Below are 15,983 nucleotides of genomic sequence, written 5' to 3' on the forward strand. Positions count from 1 at the left end.
CTAGAAAATAGGCGGATTTATTCAATTGAAATGCTTGTTATTTAAGCGTGAGTAAAGGGGGCGGATTTATCTAGTTGATTTATTTGGTTGTACTACTCACGCACAAAGCGGGCGACACTAAGGCCGCCCTATTTTCACTCAGGACAGATCGGCGTTAAGCCTGCGACTGATGACATCTAGCAAATCGCACCCATCGCGCAGCGGAATGGCCAGCAAGTGGGCGAAGTCTGAAAGTACTACGGCATCGCTGCTGAGTTGTTCGCGGAAGGCCAGATTTTCCAGCAGTTGGGTGACGGCCCGAATGCGATGCGCGGCGGCATCGTGAAGGACGTCGAGGGGCGCCTGGGTGTCGATGATCAGCGCAGGGACGGTGCAGTCGTGGCCGGTTAGGGGCATGTATCTGTTCATGGGTACAACCTCGGTCAGTAGAGTGAGGCTGTCGCCTATCGTCGCCAAACGAATGGGTGACAGCTGTACGCAGGTTGGCGAACCGGGACCGAGTTCCGGCAGACCCGGAGGTCTCCCACGCACAGCTGCCATAGAGCAGCGATGCGGGTACGGAAGCCCCTGCAATCAAGCAGATAGCTTTCGCATACGGTCAACGGATCGCCAAATCCGATCGCCCTGTTGGACGACGGCCGGACTATAAGCCCCTCACCCAAAACCGCGCAAGGCATCAGAGTAGTGGCATAATGCCTTGTCTCGCGCCATACAACGCCGACAGGCTGGCCACGACCCAGTGCATCAATGATAAGACCCGCTACCCACAAGGAAGAAATACATGATCAAGTTGTTCTGCAAAGCCGCTGTCGTTCTGTCCCTGGCCACCCTGTTTGGCTGTTCTTCGACGCCTTCTGTAGAGAAGATGCAGGCTGACGTCGCGAGCTATTCGTTGCCCAAGGCCGCCGTGGCCGATAAAGGCCTGGTGTATGTCGTGCGCCCGAGCAACGTCGGGATGCTGGTACGGTTCAACGTGTTCCTGGATGACAAGGAAGCCGACTCGGAGATGGGTTACAACCGCGGTAACCAGTACATCTATTTTTTCGTGACGCCGGGCAAGCACGTGATCAGCTCCAAGGCTGAAAACTGGGCGGACATGCCAATCGACGTCAAAGCCGGTGAGGTGGTTTACCTCAAGCAGGAAGTTGAAATGGGTTTCGCCGTGGCGCGCAACAGTCTCAAAGTGCTGAGCGACCTGGAAGGCCGTTATCTGGTCAAGGATGCGTCCTTGGGTACCCTTGTCAAAGAAAACAAATAAGTTAACGCGTTTGGCGCCGGCCGAAGCCCAAGGCTCTGCCGGCCCCGCTATTCACCTGTGAACATTAAAGGACTGATGTGAAAAATCTCCTCTTCATCCTCCTCACCACTCTCATCCTCGGCGGTTGTGTCAGCCACCCCCTCACCCCCGAAAACCGTGCGCAGATCAAGACCGTCAAAGTCCTGCCCGTGAAGTGGGAAAAGAACATGGTGTACTTCGGCCGTGAGCAAGCGTGGAGCGCGGCCCTGGGGGCTGGGGTTGGTGCGGGCGTCGGCATGGCCAGCGGTGCGTCCAAGGTGGGCACTGCAGCGTTGAGCGGCGCCGGGTTTGCCGCCGGCATGAAGCTTGGGCAGTTGGCTGAGATGCCGACGCCGGTGGCCATTTTGACGGTGATGGAGGCAGAAAAAATCGATCTGGGCGTGCTGCTCAAACAGGGCTTTATCGACGCGCTGGGCAAGACTTCAACGCTCAAGGTGGTGGGCGACGATGAACCCGCCGATGCGCAGATCCAGCTGACCGTGGCCGAGTGGGGCTTTCGCCTGACTCAAGGTTTCAGCAGCGTGATTTATCCCACCCTCAACGTCCTGGCGCAGATGAATCGCGGCGATGAAATGGTCTGGCGCACCAGTGAGGCGATCACGCCGTTCAATGGCCAGAATGTCTATGGCTACACGCCGCTCACCTACCGCACAGACCCTGAGGCGCTGCGCCGGGCGCTCACCGGTATTACGCAGATTTCCGGGCGTTATCTGGTGCAAGAGCTTAAGTAGGCAGTCGCCGGATAAAGGACCTTTGATGAAACCCGCAAAACTCTCCCTCCAGGCCTTCCTGATGGCCTGTCTCATACCCGGCTGGGGCCCGTCGCTACAGCGGCGCGCCCAATGTGCCGCGTAAACGTGTTCATGCTCTCTACGTCGGCGGCGTGCTGATCCTGGTGCTGATGCTGGATGTCTTTCGGGTGCCGTTGCTGGGTTCTCGAAAGAGCGCGCGCATTGGGACGACTTTTCCATAAAGCTTTCGAGCCTGGGGGCAATTACGCAGGGATGCAGACCCCTCGGCAAACGCCACTTACCTCGTCACCCTGTGACCGACCGCACAACTTTCCGACACAAACCTGAACCTTTTCGTACATTTGAAGGTCTTTACCGCGCCTACCCGCACGCGGTCGGCTGCATGGACTGCAGCGTTTTCAAAGACATTAAGGATTGATGTGAGCTTTTCCCCCCTTTATTCCCTTCTTCGCCACTGCCTTGTGCGGTGCTAAGGCGCGCGCCTGCGCGTTCGGCAAACGCGCCGAGCGCCTGCATCCGGGACCTTTGATCCCTTCGTTCGATACACCTACTGCCGCCGGGCCTGTTGGCGGCTTTGACCTGTAGTTCATGGAGTTTGAAATGACGCGTAAGCCGTTCCAGAAAAGTCTGTTGGCAATCATGGTTGGCGCAATCAGCACGCAGGTGCTGGCGGTGGAAGTTGACCTTGGCGCAGGCAAGACCCAGTTTGTCAGCGAGACCTACAGCGAGTCGCTGATCCTCACCGGGCAGACCACGCAGATCACCACGCCGACCCATTTGCCCCCAGCCGGGCTGGGTGTCGCCGATACTCATATTCAGGGTTCGTTGATCAATCGCGCAGATATCACGCTGGAATCACAAGGCAACACTATTCGTGCAATCGCTATCGACCCGATGTTCTGGACGGGCCCCGCCAATTTGAACCCCGGCACTGTCACGGGAGATGTGATTCAGGCGGGCAACGTTCTGATGCGCAACGGCAGTTATGAAGGGCTTGAGATCGGCGCCACCACGATTGGCGGCAGCGTCATCAACTCCGGCACTATCCGCTCGACGCCACCGGTGGGTACTGTAACGACTCCTGGTTACCTGGGTGGCGGTGAAGGCATTTATCTGCATGGCACTACCATTGCGGGTGATGTTTCCAACACCGGTGTGATCGATATGGCCGGCCCGGATGCGATTGGCTTGGTCCTCGACGTCAACAGCGGAACGCCGACTACTATCGGTGGCAAGCTGCTCAACTCGGGTTCGATCACCGCAACAGGCGACGGCGCTTGGGGCGTGGAAGTGGAAACCGCCACCAACCCCCTGCGGATTGAAAACAGCGGACTGGTTTCCGCCAATGGCAATGAGGCGAAGGGGCTGACATTTTATGCCGGCACCGTCGATTACATCCTCAACACCGGCATCATTGAAGCCAAGGGCGCGTCTGCCAATGCCTTCGACTTTTCCGGCGCCAGCTTTGCGCAAAACAGCGCCACGGGCGCGCGCGGTATCGTCAACCGTGGCCTCGTCGCAGCGGACGGCACAGCGATTCAGGTCGATGCGGCCAAGCAGGTCGCGACGTTTGAAATCAACCAACAAGCCGGCGAAATCCGCAGCAACTCCGGCACCGCCATCGACGCCGCCAACCTCGCTGCCCTGAACTGGACTGGCGGCAATATCGTCGGCGACCTGCTCAACCTCAACGCGGTCAACATCGACGGCCAGGCCAACTTCAGCGGCAAGCGCATCATCGCCCCCGTCTCGGTCAATTCCGGCTCGCTGAACCTCGCTGCCCCAGGTACCGCCATCACCGGCAACCTCAACGTCGCCAGCGGCGCGGGCATCGATATGCACCTGTCCGACAGCGTCGTGCCGACCACGCCATACCTCACCGTCAACGGCGTCGCCCGCTTTGCACCGTCGTCGAAGCTGACGGTCAGCGCTCAACCGGGCGATTTCGCGCGCACTCACAACGGCACCCAATACACCCTGCTGCAAGCCACCAGCGTGCAAAACAATGGGCTGTCCGTGGCCAGTTCTTCGTCGTTGCTCAACGTGCTCAGCTACTCGGCCGATGCGCAAACGGTCAAGGCCGTGGTGGCGGTCAAGGACAACCAGCAAGTGCAGCAGGACCTGGCCGGTGTGGGCGCCAGTGCGGCGTCGGCCACGGCGGTCAACACGTTCAAGAACGGCGTACTCGGCCAGCTCGGCCAGGACGACCAAGTGTTCCAGGCCCTGGCCAACGCCGGCACCGCGCAGCAATTGGCGCAGGTGGGTGACCAGCTCAAGCCGGACGTCAACCGCGGCGCCCTCGATGTGGCGTTGTCCGGTCAAACCGTGGTCAACGGTGCAATCTTCAACCGCCTCACCGACCAGCGTGAAAGCCATCAGGTCGGCGGCGTGTGGGTGCAGGGCCTGAGCAGCAACATGGACCAGGATGGCCGTGGCGGCGATAACGGCTACTCGGCCAACAGCAGCGGCATGGCGGTCGGCGTGGATGGCCGTATGAACGACACCACGATCCTGGGCGTGGCGTACAGCTACCTCAATTCCAACCTCCACTCCGACCTGGGCAACAAGACCGACGTCGAAGGCCACGCGCTGTCGCTGTACGGTAACTGGTCGCTGCAAAACTGGTTCGCCGACGCCAGCCTCAGCTATGGCCACAACGACAACGACAGCAAGCGCCACATCGCCGGCACCACCGCCAAGGGCAGCTATGACAGCAATGTGTTGTCGGCCAGTGTGATCGGCGGCTACAGCTTCAAACCGTCGCAGGCAGTGGTGATCGAGCCGCGTGTGGCTGCGCGTTATTCCAACGTGCGTATGGATGGCTACGACGAGAAAGGTTCATCGGCCTCCCTCAGCACTCGTTCGCAGCGTTACGAGGTGGGCGAGCTGGGCGCCGGCGTACGCCTGGCCGGCCACCTGCCGATGGGCGCGGGCAGCCTGCAGCCGGAAGCGACCTTGATGGCCTACCACGACCTGATGGGCGATCGCGTGGCGCAAACCTCCAGCTTCGTGGCCGGCGGTTCGGCGTTTACCGTGACCGGTGCGTCGGTGGCGCGTGACAGCTATGAGGCCAGCGTCGGCGTGAACTACCAAGTGTCGGACTTCACCGTCGGCGCCAGCTACACCCGCCAGGCGCGCAGTGGTTTTGATGCCGATGGCGTGATGCTCAAGGCGCGCTACGCCTTTTAACTGCGAGGAGCGAGCAAGCTCGCTCCTAAGCTTTTTTGGATTCAAGGAGCTTTCAATGAAACTGCATCGTCTGTTCATATCGCTCGCTGCGCTGGCGACCTGCACCAGCAGCTTCGCCGCAGCACCGGCCCTGCAAGGTTTCCTCGCGTGCGACCAGAACTCCCTGGCGGTGGTGAACCAGCCAGGCCTCAAGGAGCGTGTGCCCCATGGGCTGGAGAGCGGCAAGCTCACCTTCAGCGGCGGCACCAAGACCGATATGGGCCAACGCTGGATGTTCGATACGCCGCTGACACTCGACGGCATAACCCTGACCGGCTTTTTCTCCGAAGACCAGGACCTGATGGGCTCGCGCATTATCGGCTGGGGCTTCTACACCGAGCAGGCGCCCGACGCACTTTACGCACAGCTGAGCAAAGCGCCGGGCACCGAACTGGAGAAGGCCAACGGGATCTATGCCCGCCCGCAGATCTGGTCGCATAAGCAATCGGCCTGGGTGCCGGAGGGCGGCGACACCGCGGGCAAGCTGGTTACCGATACGGCCGAGCGGATCTTGATGGTCGAGCCCGCGCCCGGTGACCTGGCCAAGACCAGCAAAGGCATGATCACCTGTTCCGTGCAGGGCGCGGTCAACGAGGCCATGCTTAAGGCCTCTCGGCCGGACCTGATCAAGTGAGCTGAGGTCGGTAACCAAACCGCAGGCATGTTCAATGCCTGCGGTGTTCTCTGTTTATTCGCGAGCCAGCTCACTCCTGCACGAAACATCTTGAGAACCCCCCTCAACTCCGTAAAATGCCGCCACTGTTTAAAGCACGATACTTTTCAGGGACGAATTCAGACATGCGCGCATTTGCCGTGTTCCTCGCCGTCTGCCTCCTGGCGGGCTGCGCCTCCAAGCCGGATTACTACATCTCGCCGGCGCCGGTGACCATTCCCAAAACCGCCACGTATTGGCTCGACACTTTCGATGTGGAGGTGGTGGGCAAGAACGAACGCTTCCTGCCCGATGACAAAGTGCGCCAGCAACTGGGCGTCGATCTGGTCGACCGCCTGCTCAAGGCCAAGCGCTACGCCACCAGCAAAGACAAAGCCGATTACCTGCTGGATGTGAACGTGGTCTACACCCGTCGCATTCAAGACTCCAAGGGCGGTTTCATCACGACCATCGTTGACGACAACACCATCCTCGCCAGTGTCGACTTCAACTACCAGGTGAAGGTCAAGAAGGCCGGTGCCGAGGTGCTGCATTTTTCCCAGGTGCGCGAGGGGCTGATGCCGCGCGGATACCAAGGTGACTGGCAGAACATGAAGACCTTGGCCGGGGTGTTGACCAACACGGGCAACTCCAGCGTCGAGACGTTCTATACCGGTTTATTGAGCCGTTTCATTGTCGATGACCTGCGCGACATTCCGTCCCGCTAGCGTTATCGGTTGCACCCGATTTTCCACTTAGGAGCACCTTGTGAAAACACTCTGCAAAACCCTGCTGTCCGGCCTCACCGCCGCAGCGCTGCTGACCGTGGCCGGTTGCGCCACCGAAAGCAACCGCGCGATGCCGGTGGAACAAGTCGCCAGCGCCAACGTCGCCTATTCCGGCGTGCGTGTGCCGATTGCCGTGGGCAAGTTCGACAACCGCTCCAGCTACATGCGCGGCATCTTCTCCGACGGCGTCGACCGTCTCGGCGGCCAGGCCAAGACCATCCTCATCACCCACTTGCAGCAGACCAACCGCTTCAGCGTGCTGGACCGCGACAACATGGGCGAAATTTCCCAGGAAGCCAAAATCAAAGGCACCGTGCAGAAGCTCAAGGGCGCGGACTATGTGGTGACCGGCGATGTAACTGAGTTCGGTCGCAAAGAAACCGGCGACCGCCAGCTGTTCGGCATCCTCGGCCGTGGCAAGACCCAGGTGGCTTACGCCAAAGTCGCGTTGAATATCGTCAACATCAACACCTCCGAAGTGGTGTATTCCACCCAGGGCGCCGGTGAGTACGTACTGTCCAACCGTGAAGTGGTCGGCTTCGGCGGCACCGCCAGCTACGACTCCACCCTCAATGGCAAGGTCCTGGACCTGGCCATGCGCGAAGCGATCAATCGCCTGGTCGACGGCATCAACGCCGGCGCCTGGAACCCGCGCAACTGATCAGCAGCACCTCAAGGAGCAGTACACGGATGAGCAAGGCAGTTAACTCAGCGCTGATGCTGGCAGCAATCGCAGCGGTCGCCGGGTGCCAGACGGCGCCCCAACCCCTGTATCAATGGGAAAGCTACCAGCCGCAGGTCTACGAATACTTCAAGGGCGAGCCCAAGGAAGCACAGGTGGAAGCACTGGAGCGCGACCTGCAGAAGATCAACGCCAGTGGCCGCAAGGCGCCGCCGGGTTACCACGCCCACCTGGGCATGCTGTACCTGAGCATGGGCAAGGATGACCAGATGGTGCAGGAGTTTCGCACCGAGAAGGCGCTGTTCCCCGAATCCGCCGCCTACATGGACTTTCTGCTGAAAAACGCCAAGACCGGAGTCGCGACTAAATGAGCCTGTTAAAACTCACCGGCGCCCTGCTGGCCCTGGCCTTGCTCGGCGGTTGCGCGGCCCCCAAGACCGTCGATTACTCGGCGTATAAACAAGCGCGGCCCAAGTCGATTCTGGTGCTGCCGCCGCTCAATGAGTCGCCGGAAGTGCAGGCGTCCTACAGCCTGGTATCGCAGGTGACGTACCCGCTGGCCGAAGCCGGCTACTACGTGCTGCCGATTGCTCTGGTGGACGAAACCTTCCGCCAGAACGGCCTGACCACCGCCAACGATATCCAGGCAGTGCCGCCGACCAAGCTGCATGACATCTTCGGCGCGGACGCGGCGTTGTACATCACCGTCACCGAGTACGGCACCAAGTACATGCTGATCTCCAGCGACACCGCCGTGACCGCTTCGGCCAAACTGGTGGACCTGCGCACCGGCACCACCCTGTGGACCGGCACCGCACGCGCTTCCAGCGAAGAAGGCAACAACAACAGCGGTGGTCTGATCGGCATGCTGATCACCGCGGCGGTCAAGCAGGTGATCAACAGCTCTACCGACGCCGCGCACCCGATTGCCGGTATCACCAGCGCGCGCCTGCTGTCGCCGGGGCAACGAGCGGGGATTCTGTATGGTCCGCGCAACCCCAAGTACGGCACGGACTGACCCGGCGCGTCAGGTCGGCCTGCTGGAAGGACGTTGCAGGGCCTCGCGGTGCCTTTGGATCAGGTCGATGGGTGTGGCATGACCCAGGGATTCGCGGCGCCCGTCCACCGTGCCGATAATCGAGCCGTTGTGCAGCGCGACGATGTCGCCGGTCTCGACGCTGATCAGCGGTGAGCCGGAGGTGCCGGGAACCTTAAAGGCATCATGGTAGAACGAGGTTTGCCCGACGCTGTCCTGGTGGTAGGCCTTGAGCGTGGTCGGCTGGCCGCTGGCGTTCAGGAATGAGATGCCAAGGGACGCCTGGCCGTGGTTGGGCATGAAGATCTTCTGCCCCGGCAGGGCGCTGTGGTTTGTCGCCAGCCTGAGCGGCGTGAACTGGCGGGCCAGCGCGGTTTTTGCCTCGGCGGGCAGGTCCACGCGCAGTGTTGCGTAATCCAGCCGCGCGTCGCTGCTTTGGGGCGTGACGCTCAGCGGCACCTTGCGCGCCACCTTTAGCCGACCACTGCTGTCTTCCTCGCAGCCTAACCAGAGTTCCAGCCTGCTGCCCTTGGCGAGTGCCGCGTGCACGTGCTGATTGGTCAGCACGCTGTTGCCGCCATCGATCAGCGACCCCGTGCCCAGTGAGCGCTGATGCACGCGCTCGTACCCCCATGAGTCACGCATCACACTCACCTCGCGCAGGCTGCCCACGGCCTTCGCGGACGTGTGCATGGGCGTGCCTTTGAGGGCGGCGCTGGGTACGTTCTGTGACGCAATCGGTGCCTGCCGGTTAGCCAATGCAGGGGCAGGGGCGGGTGCCTGCGGAATCAGTGGCATAGGCGTCGCGGGAGCCCGCGCTGTATGGCTGATCACGTCCCCAGGCTTGATTGCCCCGTGGCTCGTGATCAGCAGGTCGGCCTGCGCGGAACCGTCCAGGTCAATGGCCAGGCTGTGCAGGCGGGTCTGCGGGTTGTAGTCGATTACCGCTTCGCCGGCACGGCCGCTGAAGCGCCAGACAAACGTCAGGCCGTTGACGTTGGCGTTTTTCAATGCGGCGGACACGTCGAGTGTGTCCTGGCCGCTCTTGAAATCCATGATCAGGTCCGGCCGCTGCACCGTGGAATCGCTGGCGTGGGTGTAGACAAACGTGTTGCGGCCACGCCCACCGGTCAGCGTGTCGGCACCCTGGCCGCCGGTGAGGCGGTTGTCCACATGGTTGCCGATCAAATGGTCGTCGCCTGCGCCGCCGCTGGCGTTTTCCAGGGTCACGCCCTTGGCGATGGACACATTGCCCTGCATGCCGCCGACATCGGAAAAATGCTCCGCCCGCAGGTCGATGATCTGGTCGTGATGGAAGCCGGAGAAGTCCAACGTATCGTTGCCACCCGCGTCCCATACACAAAACAACGGCGCGTCGGCTGCTGAGTGAAGGCTGAGAAAGTCGCGCCCGGAATTGGAGTTGAAGCCGTAGACCGTGTCGGTGTCGCGGGTAGTGAGATTGGCGCCGTAGCGCTTCTGAATGGCGCTGATGTCATCCATCATCGGTGCGCTGGGATAGTAGGTTTGCTGGTTCTTTCGGTGAGCGTGCCCTCGGTGGCCTTCCCACCAATAGCTCATGACACTGTAGGCGCGAGTGTCCTCGGCATAACGGGCGTGCCGGGCGTAACTGCCGCTGTTGTTGTAGTGACCAGGATGGGCGAGGCCGAGGGTGTGGCCGATTTCATGAGTCAATAAATGTCGACTGAAACTGCCGTGTGAAAAAGGCCGGTTCTTGCCGTCCGATGCGAACCAGGCATGTGCACCTTCGAGCGCGCCTGGGGGGTAGGACGCATACGCCGACAAGCCGCTGTCGGCAATATTTCCAAGCACCAGGTGCCCTTCGGCATCGGCTGCCTTTTCGGTGAACGACAGTCGCGCCACATCGGCCCACGCTTGCATGGACAGCCTGGCCTGCTGCTTTTGAACGGTACTGAACTCATTGGCGCCGGCGGGCGTGCGGTGGTTGGCTTGCGAGGGGGTAAAGAATCGGTAGGACAGGCGGGTGCTGCCGTCCAGATTACGGTCGCTCCAATGCCGGCCCATGCGCAGCAGTTGGTCAGCGGCTTGATCGGTGCTGTAGGAGGGTTTGCGCGGTGTGGCAGGCGGCGAGGCATCGCCAGCATAGTCAACCGAACGTGCGGTCCTCTGGCTTATGTACGTCATGTTGTCGGTTCCGGTTAATAAGGCTCCCTGTTGTTCGCAAACGTCTGATAGGGAGCGGGGCTTCCGATAGGTGGTCTTGGGATAATCCTGGTTCACGTCGCGTGTTTAACCAAGTGTGAGTGGAGGCTTACGTCACCGGTTCTGCGATTTAACCCGAACCCCTCATGACGTGCGTCTGACCTTGTGAACGGATCATTCACACTTGAGGTTCAGCCCATGTCCCGTCCTTCGCTATTCCTGCGTCCTGCTACCCAAGGCTTTGTCGTTACCCTGATGGTGGCGCTCACCGGTTGTGGAGTGCCGTCCTCCCAGGATGTGACGCCACCCGCCGACACGGGCCCGATCTCCCGGTTGGAAGCCGACACCGTGCAAGGCGCACTGAGCAAACCCATGCCGATGTCCGCGCCGATGCCCGCCCCCCTGGCGATGCAGGAATCGAAGGTGATGGACTACCGCAGCGAACCCCGTGAGCACTACGCCAACCTGGCGGATAACCCGGTGCACCGCGTGGCTGAAACGCCGGTGTCCACGTTCAGCGCCGATGTCGATACCGGCAGCTACGCCAACGTACGGCGTTTCCTCAATCAAGGCAGCCTGCCGCCCGAAGGTGCCGTGCGACTGGAGGAAATGGTCAATTACTTCCCCTATCACTATGCGCTGCCTATCGATGGCTCACCGTTCGGTGTGACCACCGAAGTCGCCGCCACCCCGTGGAACCCGCACACCCAGTTACTGCGTATCGGCATCAAGGCTAGCGACCGCGCCGTGGCGCAGCTGGCCCCGGCCAACCTGGTGTTCCTGGTGGATGTGTCCGGCTCGATGGACCGTCGCGAAGGCTTGCCGCTGGTGCAAAGCACCTTGAAATTGCTGGTCGATCAATTGCGCGAGCAGGACCGCGTGTCGCTGGTGGTCTACGCCGGCGAGTCCCGCGTGGTGCTCAAGCCTACGTCCGGGCGCGACAAGGCTACGATCCGCACCGCCATCGACCAGCTCACCGCCGGTGGCGCCACGGCCGGCGCATCCGGTATCGAACTGGCCTACCAGATGGCCCGCGAAGGCTTTATCGACAACGGCATCAACCGCATCCTGCTGGCCACCGACGGTGACTTCAACGTCGGCGTCAACGACTTCGACAGCCTCAAGCAGATGGCCGCGCAGCAGCGAAAAAGCGGTGTGTCCCTCACGACCTTGGGCTTTGGCGTGGACAACTACAACGAGCACCTGATGGAGCAACTGGCCGATGCCGGCGATGGTAACTACGCCTACATCGACACCTTGCGTGAAGCGCGCAAGGTGCTGGTGGACCAGCTCAGCTCGACCCTGGCGGTGGTCGCGCGGGATGTGAAATTGCAGGTGGAATTCAACCCGGCGCGGGTCAGTGAATATCGCCTGCTCGGCTACGAAAATCGTGCCCTGAAGCGTGAGGATTTCAACAACGACAAAGTGGACGCGGGAGAGATCGGCGCCGGCCATACGCTCACCGCGTTGTACGAAATTGTGCCCAAGGGTGAGAAAGGCTGGTTGGAACCGCTACGCTATGCCGGCGCGCCTGCGGCCGAGGGGCAAGCCGATGAACTGGCAATGCTGCGCGTGCGCTACAAGCCTGCCGCAGGTGGCGATAGCCGCTTGATCGAACGGCCAATCCCTGGCCAAACCACCCAGGGCAGCGACGATTTGCGCTTTGCGGCGGCAGTGGCCGCGTTCGCCCAACTGCTCAAGGGCGATGGCCGCTACACTGGCGGCATGACGTTGAAAGACACCGCCGCACTGGCCCGCTCGGCGCGGGGCGACGACCCGTTCGGCCTGCGCAACGAGTTCGTGCAACTGGTGGAGTTGGCCCAAAGCCTCAAGCCCTGAGCTCGAACACAGCATGTCTGTTACTGATACACCGCCATCGGGAGCAAGCTCCCTCCTACCTTTGAACCGCGTTAACTTTACAAAAGGAGTGCGCCCCCTACATGGCTGTTCCAGATGACCCCTCCAGCGACGAAGCGCTGCTGGCCCGCTACCGAGCCGGTGACGCCGCTGCGTTCGAAGTCTTGTACGCCCGGCATCGCCAAGGCCTGTATCGCTTCCTCGTGTCCCTGAGCAACAAGGCCGAGCTGGCCGAGGAAATCTACCAGGACACCTGGCTCAGCCTGATCCGCAGCGCCACTTCGCCACAAGGCCGGGCGAGCTTTCGCACGTGGCTGTTCCAGATTGCGCGCAACCGCCTGATCGACCACTGGCGCAAGCACGGCATCCACAACCCGCTGCACGACAGCTACGATGAGCAACTGCATGCCCAGCCCGACCACGGCCCCGGCCCCGAGCAGCAGTTGAGCCTGAGCCGCGACCAGGCGCGTCTCGACGCGGCCCTGCAAGACTTGCCCGAGGACCAGCGCGAAGTGTTCCTGCTGCGCCTGCATGGCGACCTCGAAGTACCGCAAATCGCCGCGCTCACTCAAACCCCGCTGGAAACCGTAAAAAGTCGCTTGCGCTACGCCCAGCAGAAACTGCGTCGCCTGCTGGCTGAGGAGGTACCTGTATGACTGACCCCCGACACACACCTGACGACCAACTGCTCCAGCATTTTCGTCAACACGTCACCGGCGAGCCGCCCGCGTCCCTCGATGCCTTCATCCTCAACGCCGCCCGCCGCGAGGCCCCGACGCCGCAACCGAACCTGTGGCAACGCTGGCTGCAGGCCTGCCAACGACCACGCTGGCAAATGGCGTTCGCCACGGTTGCCGGTGTTGCGCTGATGATCGGCGTGGTCATGCGCTCGCCGGTGCCGCAACCCGAAGTGTCCCCCGCGACGTTCTCGGCGCTCCACGACCAAGCTCCACCTCCGGCACCCGCTCCTGCGCCGATGGCACGTATGGCTGTAGCACCCAAGGCCGAGAGTGCCCAGGCCGAAATCACCGGCTCGCTGGCCCAGGCCCCAGCGGCCAAACCGTTGAGCAAGCGCGCGCCGCCGGCGTTGCCGACATTGGAGCAAGGGTTGCAGGAAATTGTGAACCTGCGCGCAGCAGGCCAAACCCGAGCGGCGGATGAAAAACTCCTGGCGCTGCACCAGCGCTTTCCCCAGGAGGATTTGCCGGCGCGGTTGGAGGCGCTGCAGCCGCGCTGAAACCAGGCCCACGAAAAAGCCCCAGGTCTTTCAACCTGGGGCTTTTTTACGCTGCGCCTTCAGCGCCGCCCTTCCAGCGCCATGCGCACAGCCAGCCCTGCCAGCACCGTCCCCATCAACCAGCACTGTACCCATTGCCATAGTGGTTTGGCCGCCAGAAACGTGGCGATGGAGCCCGCCGACAGGGCGATCAACGCGTTAACGCTCACACTGATCATGATCTGGGTAAACCCCAGCACGAGGGACTGCGCCAGCACACTGCCGTGGCCGTCGGGCACGATGAATTGGGGCAGCAACGACAGGTATATCACCGCGACTTTAGGGTTCAGCAGGTTGGTGACAAAGCCCATCATAAACAACCTGCGCGGCCCGTCCCGAGGCAGATCGCGCAACTGAAACGCCGAACGCCCACCGGGCTTCACCGCTTGCCAGGCCAGGTACAGCAAATACAACGCGCCGCCGAGCTTGAGCGCGTCATACGCAAAGGGCACCGCCATCAGCAGAGCGGTTATACCCAGCGCCGCGCAGAGCATATAAACCACAAAACCCAACGCCACGCCGCCCAGGGAAATCAAGCCCGCGACCCGCCCTTGGCAGATCGAGCGGGAGATCAGATAGATCATGTTCGGGCCTGGCGTCAGCACCATCCCGAGGCAAATCAGACCAAACGCCAGCAGGCTCGACAGTTCGGGCATGGGGTAACTCCTGTAGGTAACGCCAGCCGTGGGCGCGTGGTCGCGAGTGGCTGGATGCGCACGATGGTAGGGCCGCCGAAGGCGGCGCGTTAGATACAGATGGCCCGACAAAACGTCATACAGGCACGCAGCGATGAGACGGAGCGTCCCAATTGCTCAGCGCTTTCTCAGAGGGCTGATTCAAGGCGTCTCATTCGACGGTGATTGCGGCCAGCGGGGGTTGTGCCACGGATCGCTCTAAAAAACGCCTGTTCGAGGATTTTCGCGCAGATGGCACCGGCCTTGCTCTGGCCCTCGCAACCCCGTCGGGGTTCGTCACTCACTGCCGTTTCAAGGAGCCTTGCCATGACCCTAACGATCAATCCGCAACGCAGCATGCGTGCCGCTGTCTGGCACGGCCGCCACGATATCCGCGTGGAAGATGTGCCCCTGCCCGACGCGCCGCCCGCCGGCTGGGTGCAGATCCGCGTGCAATGGTGCGGCATCTGCGGCTCCGATCTGCATGAGTACGTGGCCGGCCCGGTGTTTATCCCGGTCGACGCGCCACACCCGCTGACCGGCATCAAGGGCCAGTGCATCCTCGGTCATGAGTTCTGTGGCGAAATCGTCGAGATCGGCGCCGGCGTGGAGGGCTTCAGCGTCGGTGAACCGGTGGCGGCCGATGCCTGCCAGCATTGCGGCACCTGCTACTACTGCACCCACGGGCTGTACAACATCTGTGAAAACCTGGCGTTCACCGGGCTGATGAACAACGGCGCCTTCGCCGAACTTGTCAACGTACCTGCCAACCTGCTGTACAAGCTGCCCGCCAACTTCCCCGCCGAAGCCGGAGCACTGATCGAGCCGCTGGCGGTGGGCATGCACGCCGTGAAAAAGGCCGGTAGCCTGCTGGGGCAAAACGTCGTAGTGGTCGGCGCCGGCACCATCGGGCTGTGCACCATCATGTGCGCCAAAGCAGCGGGCGCGGCCCAAGTGATCGCCCTGGAAATGTCCGCAGCCCGCAAGGCTAAGGCCCGGGAGGTAGGCGCGACCCACGTACTCGATCCCAACCAATGCGACGCCCTGGCCGAAGTCCGCCGCCTCACCGGCGGGCTCGGCGCGGACGTCAGCTTCGAATGCATTGGCAACAAACACACGGCCAAACTTGCCATCGATCTGATCCGCAAAGCCGGCAAGTGCGTGCTGGTGGGCATCTTCGAAGAACCCAGCGAATTCAACTTCTTCGAGTTGGTGGCCACGGAGAAACAGGTACTCGGCGCGTTGGCCTATAACGGCGAGTTCGCGGATGTCATCGCGTTTATCGCCGATGGGCGGCTGGATATCACGCCGTTGGTGACGGGGCGTATTCAGCTGGAACAGATCGTGGGGGAAGGTTTTGAGGAATTGGTTAAAAACAAGGAACACAACGTGAAGATCATTGTGTCGCCGGCGCGGGTTTGAAGGGGGATGTGATCCCAACACACATGAAAAAGCCCCAGGTCTTTCGACTTGGGGCTTTTTCATGTGTATCTGGTGCCCCGGCGTCGTTTGAACTGGACGGTTAGGCTGCCGTATTTACTGGGTCTGGTAGGTTGTGTG

15 protein-coding genes are annotated in these 15,983 nt (G+C 61.6%); 12 read left to right on the plus strand and 3 right to left on the minus strand.

The features are described 5' to 3' along the window. Positions 1-138: 138 nt before the first annotated feature. Positions 139-396, minus strand: coding sequence for a hypothetical protein (locus PSH94_RS00780; RefSeq protein ID WP_034112924.1), 258 nt, complete (start codon positions 394-396; stop codon positions 139-141). Positions 397-865: 469 nt separating this feature from the next. Between PSH94_RS00780 and PSH94_RS00785 the strand changes: the two genes are divergently transcribed. The 8 genes from PSH94_RS00785 to PSH94_RS00820 all read left to right on the plus strand — a co-directional run bounded on the left by PSH94_RS00785 (position 866) and on the right by PSH94_RS00820 (position 8,417). Then, a complete protein-coding gene (locus PSH94_RS00785; RefSeq protein ID WP_177449824.1) occupies positions 866-1,258 on the plus strand; it encodes a DUF2846 domain-containing protein in 393 nt (130 codons plus the stop codon). Between the two features lie 77 nt (positions 1,259-1,335). After that, entirely contained in the window at positions 1,336-2,028 is a 693-nt protein-coding gene (locus PSH94_RS00790) for a hypothetical protein (RefSeq protein ID WP_181081417.1), read from the plus strand. 621 nt (positions 2,029-2,649) lie between these two features. After that, positions 2,650-5,238, plus strand: coding sequence for an autotransporter outer membrane beta-barrel domain-containing protein (locus tag PSH94_RS00795; RefSeq protein WP_305436110.1), 2,589 nt, complete (start codon positions 2,650-2,652; stop codon positions 5,236-5,238). Positions 5,239-5,293: 55 nt separating this feature from the next. Then, positions 5,294-5,911 (plus strand): hypothetical protein, encoded by a 618-nt coding sequence (locus PSH94_RS00800; protein ID WP_285428885.1) that lies wholly within the window; start codon positions 5,294-5,296, stop codon positions 5,909-5,911. A 164-nt stretch (positions 5,912-6,075) separates the two neighbouring features. Next, on the plus strand, positions 6,076-6,657 hold the full coding sequence (locus PSH94_RS00805) for a hypothetical protein (RefSeq protein WP_181081421.1): 582 nt from the start codon (positions 6,076-6,078) through the stop codon (positions 6,655-6,657). Positions 6,658-6,697: 40 nt separating this feature from the next. Then, positions 6,698-7,378 (plus strand): CsgG/HfaB family protein, encoded by a 681-nt coding sequence (locus PSH94_RS00810; protein WP_305436113.1) that lies wholly within the window; start codon positions 6,698-6,700, stop codon positions 7,376-7,378. A 29-nt stretch (positions 7,379-7,407) separates the two neighbouring features. Continuing rightward, entirely contained in the window at positions 7,408-7,770 is a 363-nt protein-coding gene (locus PSH94_RS00815; RefSeq protein WP_305436115.1) for a DUF4810 domain-containing protein, read from the plus strand. Next, positions 7,767-8,417, plus strand: a complete 651-nt coding sequence (locus tag PSH94_RS00820; RefSeq protein WP_181081423.1) for a DUF799 domain-containing protein — start codon at positions 7,767-7,769, stop codon at positions 8,415-8,417. The genes PSH94_RS00815 and PSH94_RS00820 overlap by 4 nt, the downstream gene beginning before the upstream one ends. 9 nt (positions 8,418-8,426) lie before the next feature. Here the strand turns inward: PSH94_RS00820 and PSH94_RS00825 are convergent, their stop codons facing one another. Further along, on the minus strand, positions 8,427-10,598 hold the full coding sequence (locus PSH94_RS00825) for a M10 family metallopeptidase C-terminal domain-containing protein (protein ID WP_305436118.1): 2,172 nt from the start codon (positions 10,596-10,598) through the stop codon (positions 8,427-8,429). Positions 10,599-10,814: 216 nt separating this feature from the next. Between PSH94_RS00825 and PSH94_RS00830 the strand changes: the two genes are divergently transcribed. The 3 genes from PSH94_RS00830 to PSH94_RS00840 all read left to right on the plus strand — a co-directional run bounded on the left by PSH94_RS00830 (position 10,815) and on the right by PSH94_RS00840 (position 13,710). After that, entirely contained in the window at positions 10,815-12,455 is a 1,641-nt protein-coding gene (locus tag PSH94_RS00830) for a VWA domain-containing protein (protein WP_305436120.1), read from the plus strand. 101 nt (positions 12,456-12,556) lie between these two features. Next, complete coding sequence (locus PSH94_RS00835; protein WP_181081426.1) at positions 12,557-13,129, plus strand: RNA polymerase sigma factor; 573 nt, start codon at positions 12,557-12,559, stop codon at positions 13,127-13,129. Continuing rightward, the gene (locus PSH94_RS00840) at positions 13,126-13,710 is read left to right on the plus strand and encodes a hypothetical protein (RefSeq protein WP_266245381.1); all 585 of its coding nucleotides are present in this window, start codon (positions 13,126-13,128) and stop codon (positions 13,708-13,710) included. The genes PSH94_RS00835 and PSH94_RS00840 overlap by 4 nt, the downstream gene beginning before the upstream one ends. Positions 13,711-13,769: 59 nt before the next feature. On the opposite strand, the gene PSH94_RS00845 is transcribed toward PSH94_RS00840, so the two are convergent. Then, positions 13,770-14,405: a LysE family translocator gene (locus PSH94_RS00845; RefSeq protein WP_305436121.1), complete on the minus strand. Its 636-nt coding sequence runs from the start codon at positions 14,403-14,405 to the stop codon at positions 13,770-13,772. Between the two features lie 375 nt (positions 14,406-14,780). Between PSH94_RS00845 and PSH94_RS00850 the strand changes: the two genes are divergently transcribed. Then, positions 14,781-15,845 carry a 2,3-butanediol dehydrogenase gene (locus PSH94_RS00850; RefSeq protein ID WP_253511962.1) on the plus strand — a complete coding sequence of 355 codons (1,065 nt, stop codon included), beginning with the start codon at positions 14,781-14,783 and terminating at the stop codon, positions 15,843-15,845. Positions 15,846-15,983: the final 138 nt, after the last annotated feature.

Origin of the sequence: Pseudomonas sp. FP2254, from assembly GCF_030687695.1 — a bacterium.
Classification (GTDB): domain Bacteria; phylum Pseudomonadota; class Gammaproteobacteria; order Pseudomonadales; family Pseudomonadaceae; genus Aquipseudomonas; species Aquipseudomonas quebecensis.

Excerpts from the sequence above, each read along its gene's own strand:
- PSH94_RS00785 (WP_177449824.1), top strand. The coding sequence starts at position 866 with ATGCAGGCTGACGTCGCGAGCTATTCGTTGCCCAAGGCCGCCGTGGCC.
- PSH94_RS00815 (WP_305436115.1), top strand. The coding sequence starts at position 7,408 with ATGAGCAAGGCAGTTAACTCAGCGCTGATGCTGGCAGCAATCGCAGCG.
- PSH94_RS00780 (WP_034112924.1), bottom strand. The coding sequence starts at position 396 with ATGCCCCTAACCGGCCACGACTGCACCGTCCCTGCGCTGATCATCGAC.
- PSH94_RS00805 (WP_181081421.1), top strand. The coding sequence starts at position 6,076 with ATGCGCGCATTTGCCGTGTTCCTCGCCGTCTGCCTCCTGGCGGGCTGC.
- PSH94_RS00800 (WP_285428885.1), top strand. The coding sequence starts at position 5,294 with ATGAAACTGCATCGTCTGTTCATATCGCTCGCTGCGCTGGCGACCTGC.
- PSH94_RS00850 (WP_253511962.1), top strand. The coding sequence starts at position 14,781 with ATGCGTGCCGCTGTCTGGCACGGCCGCCACGATATCCGCGTGGAAGAT.
- PSH94_RS00820 (WP_181081423.1), top strand. The coding sequence starts at position 7,767 with ATGAGCCTGTTAAAACTCACCGGCGCCCTGCTGGCCCTGGCCTTGCTC.
- PSH94_RS00795 (WP_305436110.1), top strand. The coding sequence starts at position 2,650 with ATGACGCGTAAGCCGTTCCAGAAAAGTCTGTTGGCAATCATGGTTGGC.
- PSH94_RS00845 (WP_305436121.1), bottom strand. The coding sequence starts at position 14,405 with ATGCCCGAACTGTCGAGCCTGCTGGCGTTTGGTCTGATTTGCCTCGGG.
- PSH94_RS00825 (WP_305436118.1), bottom strand. The coding sequence starts at position 10,598 with ATGACGTACATAAGCCAGAGGACCGCACGTTCGGTTGACTATGCTGGC.
- PSH94_RS00830 (WP_305436120.1), top strand. The coding sequence starts at position 10,815 with ATGTCCCGTCCTTCGCTATTCCTGCGTCCTGCTACCCAAGGCTTTGTC.
- PSH94_RS00840 (WP_266245381.1), top strand. The coding sequence starts at position 13,126 with ATGACTGACCCCCGACACACACCTGACGACCAACTGCTCCAGCATTTT.
- PSH94_RS00835 (WP_181081426.1), top strand. The coding sequence starts at position 12,557 with ATGGCTGTTCCAGATGACCCCTCCAGCGACGAAGCGCTGCTGGCCCGC.